Raw genomic sequence first — 24,722 nt, 5'->3', positions numbered from 1 at the left:
TCCTCCCCCCCCCCCCCCCCCCCCCCGCCGGGTGGTGGGTCAGCCCACGTGCACGCGCGGGCGCCGGCTCAGGTCCGGCTCGGCGCGGCGCAGCACCTCGCGGGTGACCGGGGCGACCTCGCCGTCGCCGAAGACCAGGAACCGCAGCAGATGGCTGAACGGATGGCCCTCGGTCCAGTGGAAGTACGCGTGCGGGACCTGCCCGGTGCGGTCTCGCAGCTGCATCAGCACCGCGGCCATGACGTTCGCCACCACCGCGCCCTCCACCCGCAGGATCCGCGCGCCGGACCGCTCCTCGCCGTGCACGTCCAGCACGGTCGTGAAGTCGGAGGAGTCCTTGACGACCACCTCAAGGAACAGCACGGGACCGCCGTCGGGGATGTGTGTCTCCTCGCGCTGGCTGTACTCCTTCGCCCGGTAGTCCTCCGCCACGTCCCGCTCGTCGGGCTCGTTGGCGATCACCCGCAGCGGCCCGGCCACCAACGCCTCGTCGATCAGCCGCGCGGCGGTCTCGTCGAAGACGACCTCCACGGCACGCAGTTCGAAGGCGCGGTGGACCCGGGACGCGAACGACGTCAGCAGGATGCCGAGGATGAACAGCAGCGCGATCTTCAGACCGTCCGGCCGCTCGATGACGTTGGCGACCGTGGTGTAGCCGAAGACCAGGGTGATCGCACCGAACCCGATGGTCGCCTTCCGGTTCCGGCGGTGCCGCGCGGCGACCGTGGACGCGAACGACGCGGACAGCATGAGCACCAGCACACCGGTCGCATAGGCGCCGCTCTGGTCGTCGACGTTGGCGTTGAAGAACACCGTGATGGCGAAGCCGATCACCATGAAGATCAGCACCAGCGGGCGCACCGCACGCGTCCATTCGGGAGCCATGCCGTACCGCGGCAGATAGCGCGGCACGAGGTTGAGCAGCCCGGCCATCGCCGACGCCCCGGCGAACCACAGGATGGCGATGGTCGAGATGTCGTAGACGGTGCCGAACGCCTCGCCGAGGTGCTGGTGCGCCAGGTACGCCAGCGCGCGCCCGTTGGCCGAGCCGCCGTCCTCGAACTCCTTCTGCGGGATCAGGATGGTGGTCGCCAGGCTCGACAGCAGCAGGAACCCGCTCATGATCAGCGCCGCGGTGGTCAGCAGCCGCCGGGTGTCCCGGATCCGCCCGGCCGGCTTCGCGGGGTCGTCACCGGCGTCACCGGCTATCTGCGGCATCACCGCCACACCCGTCTCGAAACCGGACATGCCCAGCGCCAGCTTCGGGAAGACCAGCAGCGCCACCCCGACGATCGCCAACGGTGAGGAGTGCTGGGCCATCATCGCGTCCCACCAGTTGCCGATCGCCACCGGCTTGGACAGCACCTGCCAGGCCGACGTGGCCAGCACGACCACATTGAGCACCAGGTAGACGCCGACCAGCGCCACGGCGATCCCGATGGCCTCGCGGAACCCCTTGAGGAACACCGCGCCCAGGGCGGCGAGCAGCAGCAGCGTGATCCAGAGGTTCGCACCGTGCAGCATCGCCGGGGCGAAGGGATTCTCCACGACATGGGCGGAGGCGTCCGCCGCCGACAGCGTCATCGTGATGACGAAGTCGGTCGCCGCGAACCCCAGCAGCACCAGCACCAGCAGCTTCCCGGCCCACCAGGGCAGCAGCCGCTCCAGCATCGCGATCGAACCCTCGCCGTGCGGGCTCTCCTTGGCCACCCGCCGGTAGACCGGCAGCGCACCCAGCAGCGTCAGCGCGATCAGCACCAGCGTCGCGAACGGCGACAGCAGTCCCGCCGCCAGCGCCGCGATACCGGGCTGGTAGCCGAGCGTCGAGAAGTAGTCCACTCCCGTCAGGCACATCACGCGCCACCACGACTGCCCCTTGTGCTCGGCAGGCGGCGTGCCGTGCGGCCCGGGGTGCCGGGCGCTCTGCTCGCTGAGCCCGTCCAGCAGCCAGGACCGCCACCTCGGCAAGGCGGGGGTGGGAGGCGGAGTCTGTTCCACCGGGGGCGGAGTGGGTTCCACCGTGGTACCGGTCATGCGGGCACGTCCTGCCGATCGTCGGTCGTCGGATTTGGCAACGAGGAGCGAGTATGCAACACATCCCTCTCGGCCCCTCGCGTCAGGGGCGCATCAGGAAACATTCGCGTGCCGTACCGGCCCCGTTAAAGTCCCCACCCGACCGCTCCGCACCGCACTCACCGGCGCAACCTGGCACCGGGTCCCCGCCCCGGAGGACCCTCGCGCTCCCGAGGACCGGGCCCGCCCGGCCTCGGAGCCGCGGCGACCGGGTCCGCGCCGGAGGTGCCCCATGGCCACCACCCATCACGCAGTCACCACGCGTTCCGCCGCGGGGCGCCCGGCCGCCGGGACGCGCGGCGCGGCCGAGCCGGGAGCGGCAGCGCACCGGCCGCCGCCGACCGCCGACCTCGGGCGCGACCTCGTACTGCCGGTCGGGGCGGCCGTGACGGCGATGCTGGTGACCGCCCTGCTGGTGACCGGCCAGGCCGCGCATCTGTCCTTCTCGCTGGCGGCCTTCGCCCTGCTGACCGTCGCCGTCGCCGCCCCGGCACGGCCGTTCCTGGTCCCCGCCGTCATCCTCGTCTCCTGGATGTTCTTCGACGGATTCGTGGTGCACCAGCGCGCGGAGCTGGGTTGGCAGCAGGTGGACCGGACCAGCTTCTGCGTCCTGGCCGGTGCGGGCCTCGCGGGCGCGGGGTGCGCGGCGGCCGTCCGGGCGGTCCGGCGGCGTACGGCGCGGCGGGGAGCGTAACGGGCGGCCCGGCGCCCCGTGTTCACAGGGCGGACTCGTCCCACTGGTCGAGGAGGGCGTCGATCCGGTCGCCCTCCGGGACGTCCGGGCCGGGTGCCTCGTCCAAGGACTGCTCGGTCCAGATGACCTTGCCGCCGGGGGTGTAGCGGGTCCCCCAGCGCTGCGCGAACTGGGCCACGAGGAACAGGCCCCGGCCGCCCTCGTCGGTGGTGGCGGCGCGGCGCAGATGCGGGGAGGCGCTGGTGCCGTCGGAGACCTCGCAGATCAGGGCGCGGTCGCGGAGCAGGCGGACGCGGATGGGCTGGGCGCCGTAGCGGATGGCGTTGGTGATCAGTTCGCTGAGGATCAGTTCGGTGGTGAAGCCGATCGCGTCCAGTCCCCAGGTTTCCAGGGTGCTCATGCAGGCGGAGCGGATCGGGCCCACGGCGGCGGGGTCGGAGGGGACGTGCCATTCGGCGATCCGGTCCGGGGCCAGTAGCCGGGTGCGGGCCACCAGCAGGGCGATGTCGTCGCTGGGGCGCTCGGGGAGCAGGGCGTCCAGGACAGCGGTGCAGGTCTGTTCCGGTGTGTGGTCGGGGGCGCCGGCCAGGGTGGCGCGCAGCAGGTCCAGGCCGGTGTCGATGTCCCGGTCGCGGTCCTCGACGAGTCCGTCGGTGTACAGGACCAGCCGGGAGCCCTCGGGCAGCGTCAGTTCGGCGGTTTCGACGGGCATGCTGCCGCCGAGGCCGAGCGGTGGGGAGACCGGTACGTCGGGGAAGGAGACGGTGCCGTCGGGCAGGACCAGGGCGGGGCCGGGGTGGCCCGCCCTGGCCAGGGTGGTGCGGCCGTCGACCGGGTCGTAGATGCCGTAGAGGCAGGTCGCGCCGGTGATTCCGGCGCTGCCGTCGCCGACCGGTGCCGCGTCGGCTCCGTCTGCCTCGTCGACGCCATCGCTCGCGGAGGTTTCGGCGGCCGTGCCGGTGCCGGTGGCCGCGTCCGCGCCGGGCGCCTCGTGCGGCGCGGCGGGCCGGGCGGTGGACCGCTCGCCCTCGGGGGGCGGGTCGTCGGCCGCGGACCGCACGGTGCCCTCCCGTGCCTCGTCCGTGTCGATGTGGCTGACCAACTCGTCCAGATGGCCCAGGAGTTCGTCGGGCGGGAGGTCCAGGGCGGAGAAGTTGAGGACGGCGGTGCGCAGCCGGCCCATGGTGGCCGCGGCGTGCAGGCCGTGGCCGACGACATCGCCGACGACGAGGGCGACCCGGGCGCCGGGGAGGGGGATGAGGTCGAACCAGTCGCCGCCGACGCCGGCCTGGGCGGGCCGGTACCGGTGGGCGACCTCCAGGGCCGTCTGCGCCGGGAGGGTCTGGGGGAGCAGGCTGCGCTGGAGGGTGATGGTGGTGGCGTGCTCGCGGGTGAAGCGGCGGGCGTTGTCGATGGAGACCGCGGCGCGGGCGGCCAGTTCCTCGGCGAAGGACAGGTCCTCCTCCTCGAAGACGTCGGAGGTCTCGGCGCGCCAGAAGTTGACGAGGCCCAGGACCACACCCCGGGCGCGCAGCGGCACGGCGATCAGGGAGCGGATGCCGTTGTCCAGTACGCGGCGGGTGCCGTCCGGGTCCTGGGCGCGCCAGTCGTGCGAGGTGCGCAGGTCGCGGACGAGGACCGGGCGGCTGTCGGCGAGGCTCGCGGTGAGCAGGGCGCCGGGCGCGAACCGGATCTGTTCCCCGACCCGGTAGATCGCCGAGTCTTCGGGGACGCCGCGGATCGCCAGCCGGCGCATCGGGCCGTGCTCCCCGGCCGGCTCGTCGCCGCGCAGCACCGGCTCCAGCAGCTCGACGGAGACCAGGTCGGCGAACCTCGGGACCGCGACGTCGGCGAGTTCCTCCGCGGTCCGGGCCACGTCCAGGGTGCTGCCGATCCGCATCCCCGCGTCGTACAGCAGCTTGAGGCGCCCCTGGGCGACCTCCGCCCTGCCGGACAGCGCCTGGAGTTCGGTGGTGTCCCGGAGGGTGACGGCGGTGCCGGCGGGGCCGCCGTACGGGGCGGTGGGGCGGATGTTCACCGCCAGCAGCCGGCCGCCCGCGGGGTGCACCTCGTCGGTGGCCGGCCGGCCGGAGGCGAGCAGGCCGGCCGTGCCGGGCTCCAGGCCCAGTTCCGTGACCGGGCGGTGTTCGGCGTCGTCGGGCAGGTCGAGCAGCCGCCGCGCCTCGTCGTTGGCGAGCAGCAGCCGGCCGTCGCTCCCGATGATGAGGACGCCCTCGCGTACGGCGTGCAGGACGGCGTCGTGGTGGTCGTACATCCGCGTCATCTCGGCCGGGTCGAGACCGCGGGTCTGGCGGCGCAACCGGCGGCTCACCAGGGCCGCCCCGACCGTTCCGACGCACAGCGCACCGGCGGCCGCCCCGATCAGCAGCGGCAGCCGCTGGAGCGCCCATTCGTTGGTGCGCTGCACCCTGATGCCGGCGGCGACCAGGCCGACGACCGAGCCGTGCGCGTCCCGGACGGGGACGGTGGTGTCCACGGCGCGGCCGACGGCGGAGTGGGAGGTGGAGGTGTACGCCCTGCCGGCCAGCGCCTTGCGGTAGTCGCCGGGCACGGGTTCGCCGATCAGCTTCGGGTCGGGGTGGGTCCAGCGGATGCCGGACGGGCTGAACGCGACGAGGTAGTCGAGCCCGGCTTCCCGGCGGGCCTCCTCGGCCTTGGGCTGGAGCACGGTGCTGGGGTCGGCGGACTGCATCGCGGCGCGGGTGCCGGGGGCGTGCGCGAACGCCTGGGCGGCGACGATCGAACGCTGTTCGGCCTCCGCGAGGCTCGCCCCCTGCGCCTGCAGCGCGAGCGCGACCGCGGCCGCCGCCACCAGCAGCGCGACGAGGCCGAGCTGCAGCGCGAGCACCTGGCCCGCGACGCTGTGCACGCTCAGCAACGAGCGAACGCGGCGCCTTACATCACCTTTTCGCCCGAAATTTTCCATCACGCGCCATATTTAGCACTCTGTCTCCTGTATCGCGATCAGCTGCGCCGACGTCATAAGCAATCCTTTTGGAATGGCAAAGTGCCTTTATGAGGGCAAATTTGGTCGGTTGTGGGGGCTGACGGGCCGTTGATAGGTGGCGCGCGACGGCTTCGGATCGCCGGCCCGGTCATTTTCACGCGTGGTAGCGGACGTGGAACACAAGGTAGTCGCACGCATATGCGGAATCGCGGATTCATGGCATCGAGCGTTTCCGGCCGCGGGCCCGCCAACTGCCCGTTGCGGGCGGCCGGTTCCCGGCGCGACGATCCGGTCATTCCGCGTGTCACCGGCCCTACGGGGCCGGCCGGCATGCCCGTTCGCCCTGCGAGGAGGTCCCTGTGAACGACCGGATGAGTCTCGGCCCGGATGCGGCACGGCAGCTCGCCACCACCACCAAGACCACTCCGCAGATGCGCGGTATCACCCCGCGCTACCTGCTGCGCGCACTGCCCTGGGTGGACGTCGAATCCGGTGTCTTCCGCGTCAACCGCCGCCGCACCTACGTCGTCGGCGACGACCGCATCAGCACCTTCACCGAAGGCGACGACACCCGAGTCATCCCCGGCGATCTGCGAGAACTCCCGTACCTGCGCGAGGCCGACGACGACCTGCTCACCGAACTCGCCAGCGCCTTCACCGAGATGCCCTTCGAGACCGGGCAAATGCTCGCCGACGAGGGCGACATGACGGACCGTCTGATGGTGATCGCGCAGGGCCGCGCCGAGAAGCGGGCGCACGGCCGCTTCGGCGAGGACGCGCTCCTCGAAGTCATCGGCGACGGCCAGTTCTTCGACCTCGACTCCTGGACCCGCTCCGCTCCCATGCCGTACCGGGTCAAGGCGCTCACCCCGGGCGTGGCGCTCTGCCTCGACCGCGCCGCGCTCGCCCGGCTGCGCGACCGCGACGCCGGCATCCGCGCGGCGATGGACGCCTACCTCGCGGCGGACGGCGTCCTGCCCGGCGCCGAGGTGCCGGTGGACCTCTCCGCCGGGCACAGCGGCGAACCCGACCTGCCGGCGACCTTCGTCGACTACGAGGACGCGCCGCGCGAGTACCACATGACCCTCGCCCAGACCGTGCTGCGCATCCACACCCGGGTCTCCGACCTCTACAACGGGCCCATCGACCAGACCCGCGCCCAGTCCAACCTCACCGTGCACGCGCTCCGCGAACGGCAGGAGGCGTCGATCCTCAACCACGCGGAGTTCGGCCTCTTCCGCAACGTCGCCCCGGGCCAGCGGGTGCAGGCGCGCCACGGTTCCCCCACCCCCGACGACCTGGACGAGCTGCTGACCCGGGTGTGGAAGCAGCCCGGATTCTTCCTCGCGCACCCGCGGGCCATCGCGGCGTTCGGCCGGGAATGTACCCGCCGGGGCGTGCCCCCGGTGATCGACACCAGCTTCGGCAGCCCCCTGCTGACCTGGCGCGGAGTGCCGCTGCTGCCCTCCGACAAGGTGCGGTTCTCCGGCGGCTCGGGCCTGGGCACCACCGAGATCCTGCTGATGCGGGTCGGTGAGGCCGAGCAGGGCGTGGTGGGGCTGCGCCCGTCGAAGGTCGAGGACGAGGTCGAACCCGGCCTGGCCATGCGGAACATGGGCGTGGACCAGAAGGGCATCACCTCGTACCTGATGACCGCCTACTTCAACGCCGCGGTGCTGGTGGAGGACGCCCTCGCCGTCCTCCAGAACGTCGAGGTGAACAACTACCATGACTACGCCTGACCTGGAGCGGGCCGGCCTGGACCGGGCCGACCGGCCGTCCGCCGGCCGGTCGCCGACGGCCTATCAGTTCCCGCAACTCACCCCGCCGCCCGCGTTCTCGCCGGAGCTGGCCCGCCAGGACTTCCCCATCCTGCACCGGACCGTCAACGGCAAGCCGCTGGTCTGGCTCGACAACGGGGCCACCACCCAGAAGCCCCGCCAGGTCATCGAGGCGGTCGCCGGCTTCTACGGGGCGGGCAACTCCAACATCCACCGCGGTGCGCACACCATGGCCCGCGAGGCCACCGAGGCGTACGAGGCGGGCCGGGCGGCGGTCGCCCGGTTCCTGGGCGCGGCGTCCCCGGACGAGATCGTCTTCGTCCGCGGCACCACCGAGGCGATCAACCTCGTCGCCCAGAGTTGGGGCCGGTCCCACCTCGGCCCCGGTGACGACATCCTGGTACCGGTGCTGGAGCACCACTCCAACATCGTGCCCTGGCAGCTGGTCGCCAAGGAGACCCGCGCCCGGGTGGTCCCCGTACCACTGCGCCCGGACGGGCAGATCGACTTCGGCGCGTACGCCGACCTGCTCTCCATGCGGACCCAACTCGTCGTCGTCAGCCAGGCGTCGAACGTCCTGGGCAGCGTCCCGCCGGTGAAGGAGATGACCGCGCTCGCCCACCGCTACGGGGCCAGGGTCCTGGTCGACGGCGCCCAGGCGGTGGCCCACTTCCCCGTCGACGTGCAGGACCTCGACGCCGACTTCTACGCGTTCTCCGGCCACAAGCTGTTCGCCCCCACGGGCATCGGCGCGCTGTACGCCAAGCCGGAGGTCCTGGAGAGCATGGCGCCCTGGCAGGGCGGCGGCAACATGATCGAGTCCGTCGGCTTCGACCGCACCACCTACGCGCCGATGCCGCACCGCCTGGAGGCCGGCACCGGGCACATCTCCGGAGTGGTCGGCCTGCTCGCCGCGCTGAACTGGCTGACCTCCTTCGACCGGGACGCCGTCGCCGCGTACGAGAACGGCCTGCTGGCGTACGCCCGGACGGCCCTGGCGACGGTCCCCGGACTGGAGCTGCTGGGCTCCGCCCCCGACCGGATCGCCGTCCTCACCTTCACCCTGGCCGGCCATGACCCGGCCGGGATAGCCGACTGGCTGGACCGCGACGGCATCGCCATCCGCGCCGGCCACCACTGCGCCCAGCCCGCCCTGGCCCACTACGGTCTGGACAGCGCGGCCCGCGCCTCACTCGCCCTCTACAACACGTCCGAGGAGGTGGACCAACTCGTCGCGTCGCTGGGGCGGCTGGTGCAGACCGCCTGAGCGTACCGATCCGCGGCGCTGCGGCCCCGGGTGGCCAACATCCCGCCCGCAGCGCCCACTTGATGCCCTGTCAGCCTTTGACGCAACGTCAGTGATGGTGGGCGAGCGCGGCATGCGGATCCGTGCCGTCGGCCACCCGCGTGTGGTCGGTGTGCACGGTGGCCGCGGTCAGCCGCGGCACGCCGTGGATCAGCGCATGCTCGGCGGCCACGGCCAGCTGGTGGGCCCGGACCACGGTCAGCCGCGGATCGATGACGATATCGGCCTCGGCCCGCAGCGCATGCCCGATCCAGCGCATCCGCAGCTGGCCCACGTCCCGCACGCCGGGCACCTTCCGCAGCGCGGTCTCCGCGTCCTCGACCAGGGCCGGGTCGACCGAGTCCATCAGCCGCCGGACCACCTCGCGGGCGGCGTCCTTGAGGGCGAGCAGGATCGCCGCGGTGATCAGCAGCCCGATGACCGGGTCGGCGGCCCGCCAGCCGAGCGCGGCGCCGCCCGCGCCCAGCAGCACCGCCAGGGACGTGAACCCGTCGGTACGGGCGTGCAGTCCGTCCGCGACCAGGGCGGCGGAGCCGATCCGCCGCCCGGTGCGGATGCGGTAGCGGGCCACCCACTCGTTGCCGAGGAAGCCGACCAGCGCGGCGGCGGCGACCGCCCACAGGTGGTGGACGTCGCGCGGGTGCAGCAGCCGGTCGACGGCCTCGTAGAGCGCGGGCACGGAGGAGGCGGCGATGGTGAGCACGATGACGATCCCGGCCAGGTCCTCGGCCCGGCCGTAGCCGTAGGTGTAGCGGCGGTTGGCGGCCCGCCGGCCGAGGAGGAACGCGATCCCGAGGGGGACCGCGGTCAGCGCGTCGGCGGCGTTGTGGAGGGTGTCGCCGAGCAGCGCCACCGAACCGGACAGGGCGACCACCGCCGCCTGGACCACGGCGGTCACCCCGAGGACGGCCAGCGAAATCCAGAGCGTTCGCATCCCCTCGCGGGAGGTCTCCATGGCCTGGTCGACCTTGTCGCGGGCCTCGTGGCTGTGGGGGGTCAGGGCGTGCGCGAGCCGGTGCCGCAGGCGCGACCACGCGGTGGCGGGGTGCGGGTGGTGCCCGTGACCGTGCCCGTGGCTGTGCCCGTGCCCGTGGTGGGCGTGGGGCTCGGGCGCGTACGCCTCCCCGGGCCGCCGCCCGCCGCCGTTCTCGGCCCCGGTTCCCGTCGCGGTCGCCGTCTCGGCCACTGTCTCGGTCTCGGCCACTGTCTCGTCGTGCGGTGTACCGGGGGCAGTTTGCTCACTCACAGGCCGTACCTTCCCGCCAGGTCCCGGGCGCGGCTTGTGTCCCGCGCGCTCACCCCCTCATTATGTGCGTATGAGCGCACGCATGCATCTATCAGATGCGCATGGTTCGCAGCAGCCGGCCGGCGGCAGCGCGGCCGGGCACGGGGCCGACGGGCACGGGCCGGACGACGGGGAGCGCATCGCCGTCGCCGTGGAGATCCTGGGGCTGCTCGCCGACCGCACCCGGCTGTCCCTGCTGCGGCGGCTCGGCGCGGGCGAGGCCGATGTGACCACCCTGACGGAGGCATCCGGCGCCTCACGTACGTCCGTCAGCCAGCACCTGGCCCGGCTCCGGCTGGCCGGGCTGGTCACCACCCGCAAGGACGGCCGCCGGGCCGTCTACGCCCTGCGGCACGGGCATCTGCGGCGCCTGGTGGACGAGGCCCTCAGCGCCGCCGACCACCGGGTCCGCCACCTCCCGCCGCACGACTGACCCGGCGGCGCGCCCGGCGCGGTCCGGCGCCGCGCTCCACATGTCGAACCCCCGCCGACCTCATACCGTGGAGGAATGCGCGTCCTGGTGGTCGACGACGAGGCCCGCACGGCGGCGCTGCTGCGGCGCGGGCTGTCCGAGGAGGGCTACGCCGTCGACCTGGCGGCGGACGGCCCGGAGGCGGTGTGGCGGGCCGCCGAGGTGCTGTACGACCTGATCGTCCTCGACGTCCTGCTGCCGGGCTTCGACGGCTTCGAGGTGTGCCGCCGGCTGCGGGCCGGCGGCTGCTGGTCGCCGGTGCTGGTGCTCAGCGCCCGGAACGCCGTCAGCGACCGGGTGCGCGGACTGGACGCGGGGGCGGACGACTACCTGGCCAAGCCGTTCAGCTTCGACGAACTCTTCGCGCGGCTGCGGGCCCTGGTGCGGCGCGGTGCACTCGAACGGCCGACGCTGGTGGCCGTGGGCGATCTGCGGCTGGATCCGGCCAGCCGGCGGGCCTGGCGCGGTGAGACGGAGCTTCGGCTGTCGCCCAAGGAGTTCGCGCTGCTGGAGCTGTTCCTGCGGCACCCCGGCGAGGTGCTGACCCGGACCCGGATCCTGGAACACGTATGGGAGTTCCCGTGCGACGGGGTGTCCAACGTCGTCGACCAGTACGTGGCCTATCTGCGGCGCAAGATCGACCCGGGAGGCCCGGCCTCCCACCTGGAGACGGTCCGCGGCGCCGGCTACCGCCTGCTCAACCCGGCCCCTGTGAACGGCAGTTGAGGCGCGGTGCCCGGCGGCCCGGCCAGGCGCGTGCCCGCCGGGCGCCTGACGGGCACACGCCTGGCCGGGCCGCCCGGCTTCCCGCCCGCCTTCCTCCCCTTCGCCTTCGAACGGTTCCGCCGCGCCGCCGCGGGGCGCGGCGGAACACATCGCCGCGGGCCCGGGAGCGGAACACCCCCCGAGGCAGCCGGAGCGGCGGCGCGGGCCTGGGGCTGGCGATCGTCGCCGCCATCGCGCGGGCGCACGGCGGCCGGGCCACCGCCGACAACCCGCCCGGCGGCGGCGCCCGCGTATGCCTGCACCTGCCGCTCCACGTAGCCGGGCCGGAGACACACGGGCCGGCCCCCGGCCTCCGGGTACGTCCGCCGGTACGCCCACCGGCCCTCCCCGGCCGTGCGCCGCAGCCGCCGGCCGACATGTCAGCATTCACATCGTCCGTACACCGTGGCCTCACCGACCGATCCGCACACTGGCGGCAAGAACACCCCGGAACCGGAATCCATGTGAGGTGAATTCCTATGGGGACCACCAAGAAGTCCTACCGCCTGCGGACCGCGACCATCGGCGCCGCGGTCGCCGCGCTCCTCGCCGGCGGTGCGGGCACCGCGGTAGCCGCACCGAGCGCCATACCGGGCCACCATCCGGCCACCGCCGTCACCGTGACCACGGCGAAGGCGAAGAAGGAATCGATCAGCGTCAAGGCGAGCGTCAAGTCGATCAAGGCAGGCCACTCGGTCACTCTCGTCGGGCGGACCAAGGACATCCCGACCGGGACCAAGCTCACCGTGCAGCACCTGCACAACGGCAAGTGGACCACGCTGCACGCCAGCACCAAGACCAAGCACGGCGGCAACTACAGCACCAAGGTGAAGCTGAGCAAGAAGGGCACGGAGAAGCTCCGGGTGGCCCACGGCAAGACCGTGTCGTCCACCGTCACCGTGACCGTGCACTGACGTCGGCTCACCACCACCCCGTCCGTAACTCACCTCCATCCCTTCCGTCCCCGCGACGCCGGGGCGTCACCCCGCACCAGGGCGCGCCCCGGCGCCGCCACGCGCCCGGGGCCACGCCCCCCGTATGCTCGAACCCTCACACGCATGTGAGGGACATGGCCCGCGTGTCATGGCACGCGTGGGAAGGACAAGCGCGAAGCCCGCGCACCGGGCGGCGCCACGGACGGCGAGGGCGGTCAACGCGGGATGCGCATCGGAGAACTGTCGGAACGCACCAACACCCCCCGCCGGCTGCTGCGTTACTACGAAGAGCAGGGGCTGATCCGCGCCGCGCGCACCCCGAACGGCTACCGCGACTACGACGAGCGCTACGTGGACCGCGTCCTCCAGATCAGGGGACTGCTCGACGCCGGACTGCCCACCCGCATCATCAGGCAGATCCTCCCCTGCCTCGACAAACCCCGGGACATCTACTTCCCCGACGCGACCCCCGAGATGATCGCCACCCTGGAACACGAACGCGACCGGATGACCGACCGCATCTCCTGCCTGACCCGCAACCGGGACGCCATCGCCGACTACCTCGCCGCGGTACTGGACTACGGCACCGGCACCCGGCCTTGACCCCTCGGGCCGGCCCTGACTCCTTCGGACCGGCCCTGGGGACTCCCGGGATATCGGGGTCGGCGCGGCCGGGAAGGCGGGGTCTGGTGTCGGCGGTGTCGCGCACGGCGATCGGGCCAGACGCGCCGCGGGCGCACGGAAGCGCACGCACGGGTCGGCCGAGGCGTCCTGTCGTGGTCCACCGCCGACCGTCCGCGCCCGCTTCGTCAGCGGGTCGGCGCCTGCTCCCGGGTGCAGTCGCGAGCCGTCGTCGACCATACGGCTGTGCAGGGCCTGGGCGCCGACGAACCCTTCCACCGCCATGAGGGCCTTCAGCACGTTGGCGCGCTGCTGCGTGAGGCGGCCGATCAGTGCCACCTCACGCGCTGGTCCGGCCGCGTACGGTCGTTTCCGAGCCATCACCGTGCTTTCGCTCAGGCCCCCGCGGGGGCTGGGGTCCGGGTCGGGGCGACGGGGCGACGTATCAGGAAGGTGGCCGCGTACACGGCGGTGGCGGCGGCCATGATGGCGAAGCTCGGCGGCACGTTCGGCACCGCGTACGAGGCGAACAGCCCGGCCCACATCTCCAGCACGGCGAGACCGGCGGACAGGGCCAGGGCCCGGTAGGGGCGGTCGGTGAGCCGGACCGCGGCGCCGGCGGGCGCGGTGAGCAGGCCGAGCAGGAGCAGCGAACCCACGGCCTGCGTGGCCTCGGCGGCGCAGACTCCCGCCACGGCGAGGAAGCCGAAGCCGAGCACCCGTACGGGCACGCCGCGGGCGGCGGCCACGGACTCGTCCAGGGTGGCGAACACCAGCGGGCGGGCGATGAGCAGGATCAGCAGACAGACCCCGACGGCGACCAGGGCGGCCACGACCGCACTGCCCGCGGAGATACCGAAGATCGACCCGAACAGCACGCTGACCCCTGCGGTGCCGTCGCCCGTGCTGCGCGAGGTCGTGTACAGCGTGATGAAGAAGGCCCCCAGGCCGAGGATCCACGAGAACACGCTGCCTATGACCACGTCGTCGGGTCGGGCCTTGCGGCCGAGGGCGCCGAAGAGCAGCGCGATGGCGATCGTGGCGGCGAACAGGCCGAGGCGCAGGTCGTATCCGAAGGCGAGCGCGGCCATGGCGCCGGTGAAGGCGACGTGGCTGAGGGCGTCGCCGGTGAAGACCTGCGCGCGCAGCACCAGGAAGTAGCCGACGAGCCCGGACGCGACGGCGATGGCGGTACCGGCGAGCAACGCGTGCTGGAAGAACGGCTGGGCGAACGGCGAGGCGGCCGGCAGCACGGTCATGCCACCACCTCCTTGGCGGGCAGCGGCGTCCCGATGCGGCCACGGACCGCGTGCAGTGCGCGCACGCCCCGGGTGATGACGTATCCGGCGAAGGCGAACGAGGTCACGAAGAAGCCCAACGGGTATGGCGAGTAGTACGCGGCGATCAGTCCGAGCCAGGTGGCGGCGAACGCCAGCAGCACGGCCAGGGCGAGGCTTGCGGCCGGGCGGGCGGTGACGGCCTGCGCGGTGGCGCCCGGAATCACCATCAGCGCGAAGACCAGCAGCGTCCCCGTGATCTGGCTGGCCTCGGCCGTCGCCGCACCGAGCAGAACCAGGAAGACGACGGACAGCGTCCGCACCGGTACCCCGCGCCCGGCAGCGACCTGCGGGTCGACGGAGGCGAACAACAACGGCCGTCCGACCCACGCCAGCACCGCGAGGACCACGGCACCGACCACCGCCAACACCATCACCTGGGAAGCGGTGATGCCCAGGAAGGTGCCGAAGAGAATCGTCTGCGGGCCCTCCAACAGCCCCTTGTACAAGGCCATGAAGAGGAACCCGGCGGCCAGCAGGAACGCCTGCACGGTGCCGGTGAGCGCGGACTCCTCCGCGCCGCCGGCACGCGATCCGAGCGCGGCGATGACCAGCGCCGCGGCCACGCACAGGGTGAAGTACCCGTAGACCGCACTCACCCCGAGCAGGACGGCTCCGGCCGCGCCGGGGAAGGCGACCACGGAGACGGTGTGGGCGGCGAACGTCTGCCGCCGCAGGACCACGAACCAGCCGACGACGGCGGAGACCACGGCCACGATGGCGCCCGCGCGGAAGGCGTTGACCATGAACGGGAACGACCACATCTGCTGGAAGTCGGCGATGAGGTTCCACGACCACACAGGGGAGTTGGTGTCAGCCAGCAGCATGACCGGCCCCGAGCGCCGCGTGGCGGTCGGTGTGGACCGCGGGTGCCTCCGGCTGGCCGACCACGACCAGCCGCCCGTCCGAGGTCTGGAGCACCTCGACGGCAGTGCCGTACAGCCTGGTCAGCGTTTCGGAGGTGACGACCTCGCCCGGCGTGCCGGTCGCGGCACCGCCCTCGGCCAGATAGACGACCCGGTCCAGGTGGTGGAGTATCGGGTTCACGTCATGGGCGACCATCACCACCGCCACGCCTTCCTGGTGGCAGATCCGCCCGATCAACGCGGCCACCGCACTCTGGTTGGGCAGGTCGAGACTGTCCAACGGCTCGTCCAGCAGCAGTAGTTCGGGCCTGCGCACCAGCGCCTGGGCGATCAGCAGCCGCTGCTGCTCGCCGCCGGAACACTGCCCGATCGGCCGGTGGGCGTACGTCGACGCCCCGACCAACTCGACGACCTCGGCGATGCGTTCGCGTTCGGCCCGACGGCGTGCACCGGGGAACGGCAGCGGAACCCCCCACCGGTCACCGTCCAGCCCCATCCGCACCACGTCGATGCCGCGGATGCGCATGGCGGCGTCGAAGCTGCGGCGCTGCGGCAGGTAGCCGATCCGGTCGTTGGCCTGCCCGGGGCGGGCGCCGAGCACCCGCACCTCGCCGGCAGCGGTGGGCAGGGCGCCGAGGAGGACCTTGATCATGGTCGACTTGCCGACCCCGTTCGGGCCGAGGACGGCGGTGAACTCGCCAGGCCCGATGCGAAGGTCCACCCCCGACCACAACGTGCGACCGCCGACACGCACGGCGGCGTCCCGCAGGGCGACCACCGGTTCGCCTCCGGTTTCCGCGGCTGTGTCGTGGCCGCCTGCTCGGGGCGCGGGAACGGCGGGGGTGACGGCTTCGCGGACCTTCGCTGTCGGGTTCATGGCGTCAGATCACTTCCCGGTCGCCTTGGCCAGGGCCTGCTGGATGCCCTGGAGTTGGCTGGTCTGCCACTGCTGGAAGGTGGCCTTGGCCGGCGCGAGGGTCTCGGTGACGGTGGCCACGGGGATGCCTGCCTCCTTGGCCGCCTTGACCTGCGCCTGCACGTCCGGCGTGGAGTTCTGGGAGTTGTAGACGTAGATCCTGATCTGCTTGTTCTTGATCTGCTGGTCGATGGTGGTCTTGTCCTGGGCCGTGGGGTCGGTGCCCTCGCTCATCGCGTCCAGGAACGTCTCCGGCGTCAGCATCTTCAGCCCCAGACCCTCGGCGAGCGGCGTGACGATCGACTCCGACGCACCGATCGGGGTGCCCGCGTACTTCGCCTTGATGTCGGCTATGAGCTTGTTGTAGTCGGCCAGCGTCCTGGTCTCGAAGGTGTTCTTCTGCTGGTCGAAGTAGGCGGAGTCGGCCGGGTCGATCTTCTTGTAGCCGGTGGTGATCTGCTCGACGACCTTGTGGACGTCGCCCGGGGAGTACCAGCGGTGCGGGTTGCCGCCCGGCTTGACCCCGACGAGGTCGCCGACCTTCAGCTCGGTACGCCCGCTGCCGGGGTTTGTCGACAGCAGCTTGTCGGCCCAGCCGTCGTAGCCGACGCCGTTGACGATCACGTACTGGGCGCTGCTGACGGTGCGGGCGTCCGCGGAGGTCGCTTCGTAGTCGTGCGGGTCGGTGTCCGGGTTGGTGATGATGCTGGTCACCTTCACATGGCTGCCGCCGATCTGGGTCGCGATGCTGCCCCAGAAGTTCTCCGCCGCCACGACCTGGACTGTCTTGCCCGAGCCGCTGCCGGCCGCGGCGGTGTTGCCGGTCTTCGGCGAGGAGGTCGAGCAGGCGGTCGCCGTCACGGCGGTCGCGGTGGCCACCGCGGCGGCGAGCGCGATGCGTACGGACCGTCGGGAGGAACCTGGGGTGCGGACGGTAGGGGCGGTGCTCATACGGGACTCCTTCGGGCGGTGCCGGATGCGCGGTGGTGCGCTCTGGCGCAGGTGCCCCCCGAAGCTAGATGGCAATGGTTATCACTTCAATAATCAGATGAAAACCATTGCCATCTCTTGACGGGAACCCGACCGTCCGGATCGGACCAGGCGAGATCCCTGCTCCCATGCGGCACCACCACGCCCCGCCGGCCGGCGGGAAGGGGGTGGCGAGGCCGCCCGCGAAACGGCCCGGTCGCCTCACCCGGCCCGCCGACCCGCCGCGCCTGCCATGGCGTGCGGGCCCCCATCCACACCAGTACCGCGGCGCCGGAGATCCGCATCGCGTCGTAGGCGACCTGCGAGGACGGCAGCAGCGCGGAGAGCCCGAACGCCGCCGCGAGACCCCACAGCAGCCGCACTCATTGCCCAGGACCGTGGCCATACCGCTTCTGCGGCCGTTCATCACCGCTCGACGCAGGATCACAGCCGTACTCGGCCCGGGGACCATCGCCATCAGAAAAGCCGCACCGGCGAACGGAACGCGGGAAGCCGACACCGGGTCGGCATGCCGAGCGTTCGAGGGCCCCACAAGCCCCTTGCGTGCCTGGCGAGTTACCGGAAACCGGAGGGCAGGCGTTGCTCCGCGCCGACCGCCACGGAGTCCGTGAAACCCTGACGCCATGACCCGGATCCTGACCCGCGCCGATCTTCTGGAGCTACTCAACCCCGACGACTGCATCCAGGCACTCCGGGAGGGTTTCGCGACAGCCCCGCGCGGCGCGGTGCCGGGCCAACGGGTGCGTACCGACCTCCCGTTCCCCGGAACCGCCACAGCCTTGCTGCCCGGACTGCTGCCGGGCATCGACGCCTACACGGTCAAGGTCAACGCGAAGTTTCCCGGCGCGGACCCGGCGCTGCGGGGTGTGATCTGCCTCCACAGCGGCACGGACGGCGCCTTGCTGGCGCTGATCGAATCGGCCACTGTCACCGCCTGGCGCACCGGCCTCGCCGCGGCCCTGGCCACCGACCTGATCGCGGAACCGGGCAGCGACGGTGCCCACACGGTCGGCGTGATCGGAGCCGGCGCCCAGGCCGAACTGACCATCCGGGGACTGCGGACGCTGCGCTCGTGGAACCGCCTTGTCGTCCATGACACCGATGGGCAGCGCGCGGCCGACTTCGCCGAGCGGTACGGCGGTACCGTGGTGTCCACGCCCCGGCAGGTGGCCGCTGAGGCAGATGTGGTGATGCTGGCCACCTGGTCGCGCCAACCCCTGCTCCACCTAAGCGATCTGAGGCACGGTCAGCATCTGACCGCGCTCGGCGCCGACGAACCCGGTAAGCAGGAACTGGCCCCGGGGGTCCTCACCTGCGCCCGGCTGATCGTCGACGACATCGACCTCGTCGCCGCGCACGGCGCTCTCGCCAACGCCGGCCTGCCCGCCACCACGGCCGCCGCCTCCCTGAGCGACGTGATCCGCGGCCACGCCCCCGCCCGCTCCCACAGCGAGGAGATCACCGTCTACGCCCCGGTCGGCCTGCCCTGGCAGGACCTGGCCCTGAGCTGGCTGGCCTATCAGCAGGCCGAGACCACCGGAATCGGAACGACCCTCGATCTCCTGTCCTGACCCGCCGCCTGCCAGCGGCTTGATCAGGCGAAGGAACCAGTCCGCATCAGAGAGCCCGTGCCCGTGTCGTGACGTGACAGCCGTGCGGATGCTGGTCCGGGCGGCGCGGTGCGTCTGGCCGTCGACGTACCCACGAGTTCCGAGGTCCGGTATGTTCGAGTGTCCGGTAAATAGACCGAAATGGCCAAGGTGGGGTGGCCGCGGCATTAGTGGTGCATTAGTGCCTCATTAGCCATCTGGCAGCGCCTCGGAGGACGTTGGAAGCGCAACGCACCGACCGAGCGTGCGCTGTCCGAGATCGGCGCGCGCCACCACACAAAGGGGAACAGAGGGATGTCGCTCACGTCCAAGACCCTCCGCCGCGGCCGCCGGGTCGCTGCCGGATCACTGATCGCTGTCACGGCGCTCACGCTCACCGCCGGCGTGGCCCAGGCTCACACCTCGGCGAAGCCGAAGCCCGCCTCGGATCGCTGCACCGCGGAGAACATGTCGGTGGGCCTGGGCCGCACGGACATCGGTGCGGGCAACATCCACATACCGCTGGTCTTCACCAACAAGGGCAAGAAGACCTGTTCGCTGCGCGGCTTCCCCGGCGTCTCCCTGACGCTCAAGGAGGGCACACCCGTCGGCAAGCCCGCCACCCGCTCGGGCGCCGCGGGTGGCGTCGTCCGCCTGAAGCCGGGACAGAGCGCGCACGCCGTGCTGCACACGGTCAACGACGGTGTCTCGGACACCCCGTGCTGGTCCACGGCGCAGCTGGTCCACGTCTACGCGCCCGGCTCCAAGAAGGCGATGACCGCCGGCACCGACGGTCTGCGGGTGTGCGGCGGGCAGTTCGACGTGACCTCGGTGAAGCCCGGGACCGCGGACTGACGACCGTCGTGGACTGACGACCGTCGCGGGCTGGCGACCGTCACTGTCCGGCCGGCCCCGTCGGTGCGCTGTGGTCAATGTTCGATCACGCTCCGCTGTACGGGCGCGACGGTGACGGGCACGCGGCGAGCCCGCACGCGGTGGCCGGTCGACGGGGGGCGGAGCGCCTCGTCCCATCGCCGTGGTGACGGGGCCGCGGCTGAGGCCGCCCCGGCCTACGAGGCCAGGTCGGCCTACGGGGCCGGGGCGGCGGGGTTCTGGGCCGCGGCCTCGTCTGCGGCCGTCATCGCCATCATCGTCTCGGCCACGGCCTTCACCCGAGGGTCGGTGACGGCGTAGATCTGGCGTCGGCCCTCGCTCCGCGCGCGCACCGCACCGGCGAGCTTGAGGCGGGCGAGGTGCTGGCTGACGGCCTGGGGCCGGGCGCCGACGCGGAGGGCGAGCTGTGTGACATCGCTCTCGTTCCGGATGAGCATCCACACGATGCGCAGCCGCAGCGGGGACGCGAGCAGCCCGAATCTCAGGGCTGCCGAATGGAACGCCCGCTCCGGGGGATCCGCAGCTCTGTCCCCTTCGGGTACCCCCATCGACGTGGCCCCTCCCCTTCTTGGATCATGGTCGTCCCACGCTGTCGGTGCGGCAGGTCTCTCACCGCACACCCGTACAGACTAGTCACCATACTTGCTACATTGCGCAACTATGCACTCCGGAGCGTCCATGTCAGGCCAGAACCCGGCCATATCCCCACCCTCCGCACGCGATGCGCGCCGAGTGCCGGCTCAGCGGGGCCGGGCGGCGGCAGGTGCGCGGAGCCGCGGAAGCGGCAGGACACCAGAGCAGTCGCGGCGGCACTCGCCCCAACACGCCCGGAAGGCCGCCCTGATCGGGCTGGCGCTGCCGGTGCTCGGCGCGGTCGTGGACGAGCTGATCGGCGGCTCACTCGGGACGGTCTTCGTGCTCACCGCGTTGGTCGGCGGGGCCCTGGCGGCCTGGCGGTGCTCGCGGGCGGGCGCTTGGTGGGTTGCGTACGCGCCGCCGGTCGTAGCGATGTTGATCACCGCGGCTGCCGAGGAGTGGGCGGGCAGGACGAGCGGCAGCGGCGGCAAGGGACTCACCACCGGAGTGCTGCACTGGGCGATCGACGCCTTTCCGGCGATGGCGGCCGCCGAGGCCGCGGTGATCGCGGTGCTCGCGGTGCGATGGTTCCGGCTCAGGCGAAGCGTGAGGAAGTAAGCGGTGCGTGACAACAAACCGGGCGCCGGCGGGCGCGCAGCGGGCATGGCGGCCAACCAGGGCCGGGGCGGCGCAAGCGGCAAGGGCGGCAGGCGCACGCCCCGCCGGGTGGCCGTCGGACGCACTCTGGCCGGCGTCGCCTCCTTCGCCATACTGGCGACCAGCGGCGTCTCCTGGGCCGCGTACCACTGGATCTCCGGCGGGCTCAACATCTCGCACGCACTCGACCCGCTGCTCGGACGCGGGCCGAAACACCTCGACGGCTCCGTCAACCTGCTGCTGATCGGCCTCGATTCGCGCAAGGACATGAACGGCAACCCGCTGCCGAACTGGGTCGTGAAGGACCAACTCCACGCCGGAAACAGCGACGAGGGGTTCTACAACACCAACACCCTGATCCTGCTGCACATACCCGCCGACGGCGGCAAGGTGCAGGCGTTCTCCATTCCGCGCGACTCCTTCGTCGAGACCCACAACGGCGACGGCTCGCTCCAGGGGCACCACAAGATCAAGGAGGCGTACGGCAACGCCTACGAGGGGCGCCGGGAGAAGCTGTCCGCACAGGGGGAGAAGGGCGCCCAGCTGGAGGCGGACAGCCGGGAGGCGGGCCGGGCGGCGACGCTGGCCACCGTACAGAACCTCCTCGGCGTCCCGATCGACCACTTCGCCGAGGTCAACCTGATCGGCTTCTACGACATCGCCGACCAGCTCAAGCCGATCGATGTCTGCCTCAAGCACCCGGTGAAGGACCGGTACTCAGGCGCCGACTTCCCCGCCGGGCCGCAGCAGCTCAACGCCAAGCAGGCCCTGGCCTTCGTCCGCCAGCGGCACGGGTTGCCCAACAACGACATCGACCGTACCCACCGCCAGCAGGCGTTCATCTCGTCGATCACCCACAAGCTCAAGACCCAGGGCGTCTTCACGGACCTGGGCAAGATGCAGGGTCTCTACGGCGTGATGAAGAAGGACCTGGTCATCGACAGCAAGCTCAATCCGATCGACTTCGCCCAGCAGGCCACCAACCTCACCGGTGGGAACGTCGTCTTCCACACCCTTCCGGCCGGGCATTCCGCGATGCAGAACAACGAACAGGTGCAGATCGTGGACGTGGAGCAGATGCGCCGACTGGTGCAGGACGCGTTCCACGAGGGCCCGGCGGCCTCGCCCGGCGCGAAGGGCGGTGCGTCGGACTCCCCGTCCTCCGCGAAGGCGGCACCCGCCACCGTCGACGTCTTCAACGGCTCCGGCAGGACGGGTGCCGCTTCCGAGGAACTCAAGGCCCTCAAGGCGCTGGGCTACACGGAGGGCCAGGCATCCAACACCGCGCCGCAGCCGCACGTCACGGTCACGTACGGGCAGGGTGCCCAGGCCGCGGCCCAGCAGATCGCGGCGAAGCTCGGTGTGACCGCAGCGCCGGCGCCCGACGCACAGATCCAGGCCGGGCACGTCCGGGTCACACTCGGCCAGGACTTCACCGGTCCGAAATCCGCCTCGTCCGCCACGAGCCCCGACCAGAGCTCGGCGTCGAGCTCGTCGCCGGATCCGTCGGACGACGACTACGAGAAGAACGCGGTGACGGCCGGGGGCGTCCCCTGCGTCAACTGACCCTCGTCTGACGCCGAACGGCGCGATGTCGAGTGCGATGGCGTTCTTGGCCGTCCCCTCACATCCCGGGCGGTGTGCGTCCCTCGGGGCCCACCACCAGGCCGCCCGCCCGGAGCGGTCGTGGCGCCGGTCGTCTGCGGGGCGCTGAGTCCAGGCACCAGTGGAGGTCGTGGACCGCGGGATCGAGCCAGACCAGGGTGATCAGCCGAGCCAGTCGCGCGATGGTGGACCCCTCGGTCGTGAAGTCGGCTTCCACGAGCACGGTTTCGGGACTCGCCGGGCGGGTGCGCAGGGTGTGGGGTTCGATGCCGTGGGCGCTGAGTGCCTGAGCGAGCCGGTCTCGGACACGCGGTTCGGCGTCCTGGTCGCAGACCGTGTGCACGGTCGCGAGGACGACGGGATCGGCGGCAGCGCGCGGGGTGCGGTCGGTGATCCGCTCGGCGCGTGCCGGCAGAAGGGCGGACGGGAAGGGCACGGCGGCACCTCGGTAGTGGTGTCGTGGTCTCGTGGTGTCGGCAGCGTGGTGACCGGCTCGGTCAGGGCTCCGGATGACGGGTGGCCTCAGGACGGTTCCGGCCCTGGGAGTCGGAGGCCGCGTGCCGGCGGGCGCGGAGCCGCTTGAGCGTGGTGTGGCCGACTGCCGGGCGCGCGAGAGCCGGGGCGCCCAGGACCTGAACGGCCTCGCTGAAGAAGCGGGAGCAGGCGCGTACCGCCGGAACGACGCACGGCGTTGCGTAGCGGATGGTGCGGATGACGGGGAGGACGGGCATACGAAGGTCACCTCCGTGAAGAAGCAGCGCGGCGGCAGAACGACGCGGCAGAGTCGAGTGATTGCGGATGTACGAGGCCCGGGAACGAGCGCGCCGTAGATGTCGCGATATGGGCGTCATCGCGTACTGCCGTGCGCGGTGCGGCAGCTGGTGATGTGGTGGTGGTCAGGTCGGTCATGACGGGCCTCCCGAGCCCCCGGCGGGGGAGTGGGGGCATGCGGCAGCGATCCGCCCCGCGAGCGCGCAACCCAATGGCCCGGGGCGGCGAAGGGCCGCACGGGTGTCAGGGGACGCGCGAAATCCGCGCAGGGAAGGTGGTTACCGTGTACCGGAAGTCAGCGAGGACGTAAGGGCGCGGGGCCGACTGCGGCCCGGACTACTGCAATGGCCGTCCATGTCGCTCGCCTCCTCCCGGCCGGGGCGCACGCGGGCGCCGAACGGACATGTCGAGGAACGGACCAGCCCATGCGACCGGCTCACCCCAACTCGTCAGGGCTTTGGCACTCCACGGCGTAATCCCCTTGCCAGGGAAGCCACTTGGGGTCACCCCTCAGGCCGGGGAGACCTGTCTGAACCTGAGCGTCTCTCGACGTTGCGGGGTCAGCGGCCGGTGTCCGTGAAGACGCCTCACCGAACGAGGTGCCTGATACTTCCGTTTCTCGAACGCTTACGCAGCATAGCCTCTTACGTGCACATGAACGCAACGCATTGACGCGAGCTTGACTGCCCTCGATCAGCGACCCGATTCGCCCTTTCTGGGGGTTGGGCGCATTGGTGCCGCATGCGGGGCGACGGCGCAAGACGCCAGTGCCCAGTGCCCAGTGCCCGGTGCCTGCGGGGCTTTCACCGCAGGCTCGTTGATGGCTTTCCCGGCGCATGAAGCCGTTCGCGTGCCCCTGCGGAATCATGTGGCAAAAGGGGCAAAACATCGCCCTGGTGCTGGCGTCGCGTGTCCCTGGGCTGCCGCACTCGCCGAGGCTTGGTCAAGAATGAGCCAAGCGCTTGCGTAACCCCGCGAGTGTGAGGGTAGAGTTTTCGCCGTTTGAACGAATGGAAGCACCTCGTTCGGTGAGGCGTCTTCACGGACACAGGCCACTGACCCCACGACGTCGAGAGACGCCCAGGTTCAGGACAGGTCTCCCCGGCCTAAGGGGTGACCCCAAGTGGCTTCCCCGGCAAGGGGATTACGCCGTGGAGTGCCAAAGCTCTGACGAGTTGGGGTGAGCCAGTCATACGGACTGGTGCGCTCTTTGCTGTGTCCGTTAGGCGCCCGCGTGCGCCCCGGCCAGAAGGAGGCGAGAGACATGGACGGCAATTGCAGTAGTCCGGGCCACAGTTGGCCCCGTATCCGTATGTCTTCTCCGACCTCCGGTACGCGGTAACCACCTTCCCTGCGCCTTCCCCCACCTGCCTTGGCACCCGTACGGCCACCGGCCGTCCCGGGTCGCCGTGCTGCGCGCTCGCAGGGGGGATTGCTGCTGCGTACCCCAACCTCCCCCGCCGGGGGACCTGGGAGGCTCTCATGACCAACCTCACCACCACCGCCACACCGTCGACTCGATCGCAGCGCACCGCGGTGCTCGACGACGCCCATGTCGGCGACATTCGTGGCGCGCTCGGCACCATCAAATTGGACGACACCGGCGAGCGGCGGGGCCTGT

22 protein-coding genes and 2 riboswitches are annotated in these 24,722 nt (G+C 71.6%); of the genes, 12 read left to right on the top strand and 10 right to left on the bottom strand.

Translation table 11 applies throughout. The features are described 5' to 3' along the window. Positions 1 to 39: 39 nt before the first annotated feature. The gene (locus tag ACO1BR_RS17830) at positions 40 to 2,034 is read right to left on the bottom strand and encodes an amino acid transporter (RefSeq protein ID WP_426796045.1); all 1,995 of its coding nucleotides are present in this window, start codon (positions 2,032 to 2,034) and stop codon (positions 40 to 42) included. Between the two features lie 271 nt (positions 2,035 to 2,305). Here ACO1BR_RS17830 and ACO1BR_RS17825 point away from each other — a divergent pair, with 271 nt between their 5' ends. Further along, the gene (locus tag ACO1BR_RS17825) at positions 2,306 to 2,767 is read left to right on the top strand and encodes a DUF4118 domain-containing protein (RefSeq protein WP_426796044.1); all 462 of its coding nucleotides are present in this window, start codon (positions 2,306 to 2,308) and stop codon (positions 2,765 to 2,767) included. 22 nt (positions 2,768 to 2,789) lie between these two features. On the opposite strand, the gene ACO1BR_RS17820 is transcribed toward ACO1BR_RS17825, so the two are convergent. Then, positions 2,790 to 5,714 carry a SpoIIE family protein phosphatase gene (locus tag ACO1BR_RS17820; RefSeq protein WP_426796165.1) on the bottom strand — a complete coding sequence of 975 codons (2,925 nt, stop codon included), beginning with the start codon at positions 5,712 to 5,714 and terminating at the stop codon, positions 2,790 to 2,792. 380 nt (positions 5,715 to 6,094) lie between these two features. Between ACO1BR_RS17820 and ACO1BR_RS17815 the strand changes: the two genes are divergently transcribed. Together ACO1BR_RS17815 and ACO1BR_RS17810 are read left to right on the top strand one after the other, a co-directional pair. Next, a complete protein-coding gene (locus ACO1BR_RS17815) occupies positions 6,095 to 7,477 on the top strand; it encodes a family 2B encapsulin nanocompartment shell protein (RefSeq protein WP_426796043.1) in 1,383 nt (460 codons plus the stop codon). Beyond that, positions 7,464 to 8,783 (top strand): SufS family cysteine desulfurase, encoded by a 1,320-nt coding sequence (locus ACO1BR_RS17810; protein ID WP_426796042.1) that lies wholly within the window; start codon positions 7,464 to 7,466, stop codon positions 8,781 to 8,783. The genes ACO1BR_RS17815 and ACO1BR_RS17810 overlap by 14 nt, the downstream gene beginning before the upstream one ends. Positions 8,784 to 8,871: 88 nt before the next feature. Here ACO1BR_RS17810 and ACO1BR_RS17805 read toward each other — a convergent pair whose 3' ends face one another. Further along, positions 8,872 to 10,068 carry a cation diffusion facilitator family transporter gene (locus tag ACO1BR_RS17805; protein ID WP_426796041.1) on the bottom strand — a complete coding sequence of 399 codons (1,197 nt, stop codon included), beginning with the start codon at positions 10,066 to 10,068 and terminating at the stop codon, positions 8,872 to 8,874. Between the two features lie 70 nt (positions 10,069 to 10,138). On the opposite strand from ACO1BR_RS17805, the gene ACO1BR_RS17800 reads away from it, so the two are divergent. From ACO1BR_RS17800 to ACO1BR_RS17780, 5 genes are all read left to right on the top strand, one after another. Beyond that, the gene (locus ACO1BR_RS17800) at positions 10,139 to 10,540 is read left to right on the top strand and encodes an ArsR/SmtB family transcription factor (protein ID WP_426796040.1); all 402 of its coding nucleotides are present in this window, start codon (positions 10,139 to 10,141) and stop codon (positions 10,538 to 10,540) included. A gap of 75 nt (positions 10,541 to 10,615) precedes the next feature. Further along, entirely contained in the window at positions 10,616 to 11,305 is a 690-nt protein-coding gene (locus tag ACO1BR_RS17795) for a response regulator transcription factor (RefSeq protein WP_426796039.1), read from the top strand. Beyond that, the gene (locus ACO1BR_RS17790; protein WP_426796038.1) at positions 11,302 to 11,817 is read left to right on the top strand and encodes an ATP-binding protein; all 516 of its coding nucleotides are present in this window, start codon (positions 11,302 to 11,304) and stop codon (positions 11,815 to 11,817) included. Before ACO1BR_RS17795 ends, ACO1BR_RS17790 begins: the two co-directional genes overlap by 4 nt. A 6-nt stretch (positions 11,818 to 11,823) precedes the next feature. Beyond that, a complete protein-coding gene (locus ACO1BR_RS17785; protein ID WP_426796037.1) occupies positions 11,824 to 12,258 on the top strand; it encodes a hypothetical protein in 435 nt (144 codons plus the stop codon). Between the two features lie 246 nt (positions 12,259 to 12,504). After that, the gene (locus tag ACO1BR_RS17780; RefSeq protein ID WP_426796036.1) at positions 12,505 to 12,882 is read left to right on the top strand and encodes a MerR family transcriptional regulator; all 378 of its coding nucleotides are present in this window, start codon (positions 12,505 to 12,507) and stop codon (positions 12,880 to 12,882) included. A gap of 413 nt (positions 12,883 to 13,295) precedes the next feature. Here the strand turns inward: ACO1BR_RS17780 and ACO1BR_RS17775 are convergent, their stop codons facing one another. Genes ACO1BR_RS17775 through ACO1BR_RS17760 form a run of 4 tightly spaced genes read right to left on the bottom strand, consistent with a single transcriptional unit; the run spans position 13,296 to position 16,970 of the window. After that, positions 13,296 to 14,159, bottom strand: a complete 864-nt coding sequence (locus tag ACO1BR_RS17775) for a metal ABC transporter permease (RefSeq protein WP_426796035.1) — start codon at positions 14,157 to 14,159, stop codon at positions 13,296 to 13,298. Then, the gene (locus ACO1BR_RS17770) at positions 14,156 to 15,064 is read right to left on the bottom strand and encodes a metal ABC transporter permease (RefSeq protein WP_426796034.1); all 909 of its coding nucleotides are present in this window, start codon (positions 15,062 to 15,064) and stop codon (positions 14,156 to 14,158) included. The genes ACO1BR_RS17775 and ACO1BR_RS17770 overlap by 4 nt, the downstream gene beginning before the upstream one ends. After that, positions 15,051 to 15,980: a metal ABC transporter ATP-binding protein gene (locus ACO1BR_RS17765; RefSeq protein WP_426796033.1), complete on the bottom strand. Its 930-nt coding sequence runs from the start codon at positions 15,978 to 15,980 to the stop codon at positions 15,051 to 15,053. Before ACO1BR_RS17765 ends, ACO1BR_RS17770 begins: the two co-directional genes overlap by 14 nt. Positions 15,981 to 15,989: 9 nt before the next feature. Further along, a complete protein-coding gene (locus ACO1BR_RS17760) occupies positions 15,990 to 16,970 on the bottom strand; it encodes a metal ABC transporter solute-binding protein, Zn/Mn family (protein WP_426796032.1) in 981 nt (326 codons plus the stop codon). Positions 16,971 to 17,632: 662 nt separating this feature from the next. Between ACO1BR_RS17760 and ACO1BR_RS17755 the strand changes: the two genes are divergently transcribed. Together ACO1BR_RS17755 and ACO1BR_RS17750 are read left to right on the top strand one after the other, a co-directional pair. Further along, positions 17,633 to 18,580, top strand: coding sequence for an ornithine cyclodeaminase family protein (locus tag ACO1BR_RS17755; protein ID WP_426796031.1), 948 nt, complete (start codon positions 17,633 to 17,635; stop codon positions 18,578 to 18,580). 333 nt (positions 18,581 to 18,913) lie between these two features. Continuing rightward, positions 18,914 to 19,453, top strand: coding sequence for a DUF4232 domain-containing protein (locus ACO1BR_RS17750; RefSeq protein ID WP_426796030.1), 540 nt, complete (start codon positions 18,914 to 18,916; stop codon positions 19,451 to 19,453). Between the two features lie 233 nt (positions 19,454 to 19,686). Here the strand turns inward: ACO1BR_RS17750 and ACO1BR_RS17745 are convergent, their stop codons facing one another. Further along, positions 19,687 to 20,040 carry an ArsR/SmtB family transcription factor gene (locus ACO1BR_RS17745; protein WP_426796029.1) on the bottom strand — a complete coding sequence of 118 codons (354 nt, stop codon included), beginning with the start codon at positions 20,038 to 20,040 and terminating at the stop codon, positions 19,687 to 19,689. 130 nt (positions 20,041 to 20,170) lie between these two features. Between ACO1BR_RS17745 and ACO1BR_RS17740 the strand changes: the two genes are divergently transcribed. Together ACO1BR_RS17740 and ACO1BR_RS17735 are read left to right on the top strand one after the other, a co-directional pair. After that, positions 20,171 to 20,686, top strand: coding sequence for a DUF6542 domain-containing protein (locus ACO1BR_RS17740; protein ID WP_426796028.1), 516 nt, complete (start codon positions 20,171 to 20,173; stop codon positions 20,684 to 20,686). A 3-nt stretch (positions 20,687 to 20,689) separates the two neighbouring features. Next, positions 20,690 to 22,291: an LCP family protein gene (locus tag ACO1BR_RS17735; protein WP_426796027.1), complete on the top strand. Its 1,602-nt coding sequence runs from the start codon at positions 20,690 to 20,692 to the stop codon at positions 22,289 to 22,291. A gap of 58 nt (positions 22,292 to 22,349) precedes the next feature. On the opposite strand, the gene ACO1BR_RS17730 is transcribed toward ACO1BR_RS17735, so the two are convergent. Next, positions 22,350 to 22,766 carry a hypothetical protein gene (locus tag ACO1BR_RS17730; protein WP_426796026.1) on the bottom strand — a complete coding sequence of 139 codons (417 nt, stop codon included), beginning with the start codon at positions 22,764 to 22,766 and terminating at the stop codon, positions 22,350 to 22,352. Between the two features lie 61 nt (positions 22,767 to 22,827). Then, positions 22,828 to 23,061, bottom strand: coding sequence for a hypothetical protein (locus ACO1BR_RS17725; RefSeq protein ID WP_426796025.1), 234 nt, complete (start codon positions 23,059 to 23,061; stop codon positions 22,828 to 22,830). A 473-nt stretch (positions 23,062 to 23,534) separates the two neighbouring features. Continuing rightward, positions 23,535 to 23,707: riboswitch (M-box (ykoK) riboswitch) on the bottom strand. A gap of 407 nt (positions 23,708 to 24,114) precedes the next feature. Continuing rightward, positions 24,115 to 24,288: riboswitch (M-box (ykoK) riboswitch) on the top strand. Positions 24,289 to 24,722: the final 434 nt, after the last annotated feature.

The organism is Streptomyces sp. YGL11-2, from assembly GCF_050054615.1.
GTDB lineage: Bacteria > Actinomycetota > Actinomycetes > Streptomycetales > Streptomycetaceae > Streptomyces.
This window is presented reverse-complemented; position numbering and strand designations above follow the sequence as displayed.

Coding starts and splice junctions, on each gene's coding strand:
- ACO1BR_RS17830 (WP_426796045.1), bottom strand. CDS start 2,034: ATGACCGGTACCACGGTGGAACCCACTCCGCCCCCGGTGGAACAGACT.
- ACO1BR_RS17825 (WP_426796044.1), top strand. CDS start 2,306: ATGGCCACCACCCATCACGCAGTCACCACGCGTTCCGCCGCGGGGCGC.
- ACO1BR_RS17820 (WP_426796165.1), bottom strand. CDS start 5,714: ATGGAAAATTTCGGGCGAAAAGGTGATGTAAGGCGCCGCGTTCGCTCG.
- ACO1BR_RS17810 (WP_426796042.1), top strand. CDS start 7,464: ATGACTACGCCTGACCTGGAGCGGGCCGGCCTGGACCGGGCCGACCGG.
- ACO1BR_RS17800 (WP_426796040.1), top strand. CDS start 10,139: ATGAGCGCACGCATGCATCTATCAGATGCGCATGGTTCGCAGCAGCCG.
- ACO1BR_RS17795 (WP_426796039.1), top strand. CDS start 10,616: ATGCGCGTCCTGGTGGTCGACGACGAGGCCCGCACGGCGGCGCTGCTG.
- ACO1BR_RS17785 (WP_426796037.1), top strand. CDS start 11,824: ATGGGGACCACCAAGAAGTCCTACCGCCTGCGGACCGCGACCATCGGC.
- ACO1BR_RS17780 (WP_426796036.1), top strand. CDS start 12,505: ATGCGCATCGGAGAACTGTCGGAACGCACCAACACCCCCCGCCGGCTG.
- ACO1BR_RS17775 (WP_426796035.1), bottom strand. CDS start 14,159: ATGACCGTGCTGCCGGCCGCCTCGCCGTTCGCCCAGCCGTTCTTCCAG.
- ACO1BR_RS17770 (WP_426796034.1), bottom strand. CDS start 15,064: ATGCTGCTGGCTGACACCAACTCCCCTGTGTGGTCGTGGAACCTCATC.
- ACO1BR_RS17765 (WP_426796033.1), bottom strand. CDS start 15,980: ATGAACCCGACAGCGAAGGTCCGCGAAGCCGTCACCCCCGCCGTTCCC.
- ACO1BR_RS17760 (WP_426796032.1), bottom strand. CDS start 16,970: ATGAGCACCGCCCCTACCGTCCGCACCCCAGGTTCCTCCCGACGGTCC.
- ACO1BR_RS17755 (WP_426796031.1), top strand. CDS start 17,633: ATGACCCGGATCCTGACCCGCGCCGATCTTCTGGAGCTACTCAACCCC.
- ACO1BR_RS17750 (WP_426796030.1), top strand. CDS start 18,914: ATGTCGCTCACGTCCAAGACCCTCCGCCGCGGCCGCCGGGTCGCTGCC.
- ACO1BR_RS17745 (WP_426796029.1), bottom strand. CDS start 20,040: ATGGGGGTACCCGAAGGGGACAGAGCTGCGGATCCCCCGGAGCGGGCG.
- ACO1BR_RS17740 (WP_426796028.1), top strand. CDS start 20,171: ATGTCAGGCCAGAACCCGGCCATATCCCCACCCTCCGCACGCGATGCG.
- ACO1BR_RS17725 (WP_426796025.1), bottom strand. CDS start 23,061: ATGCCCGTCCTCCCCGTCATCCGCACCATCCGCTACGCAACGCCGTGC.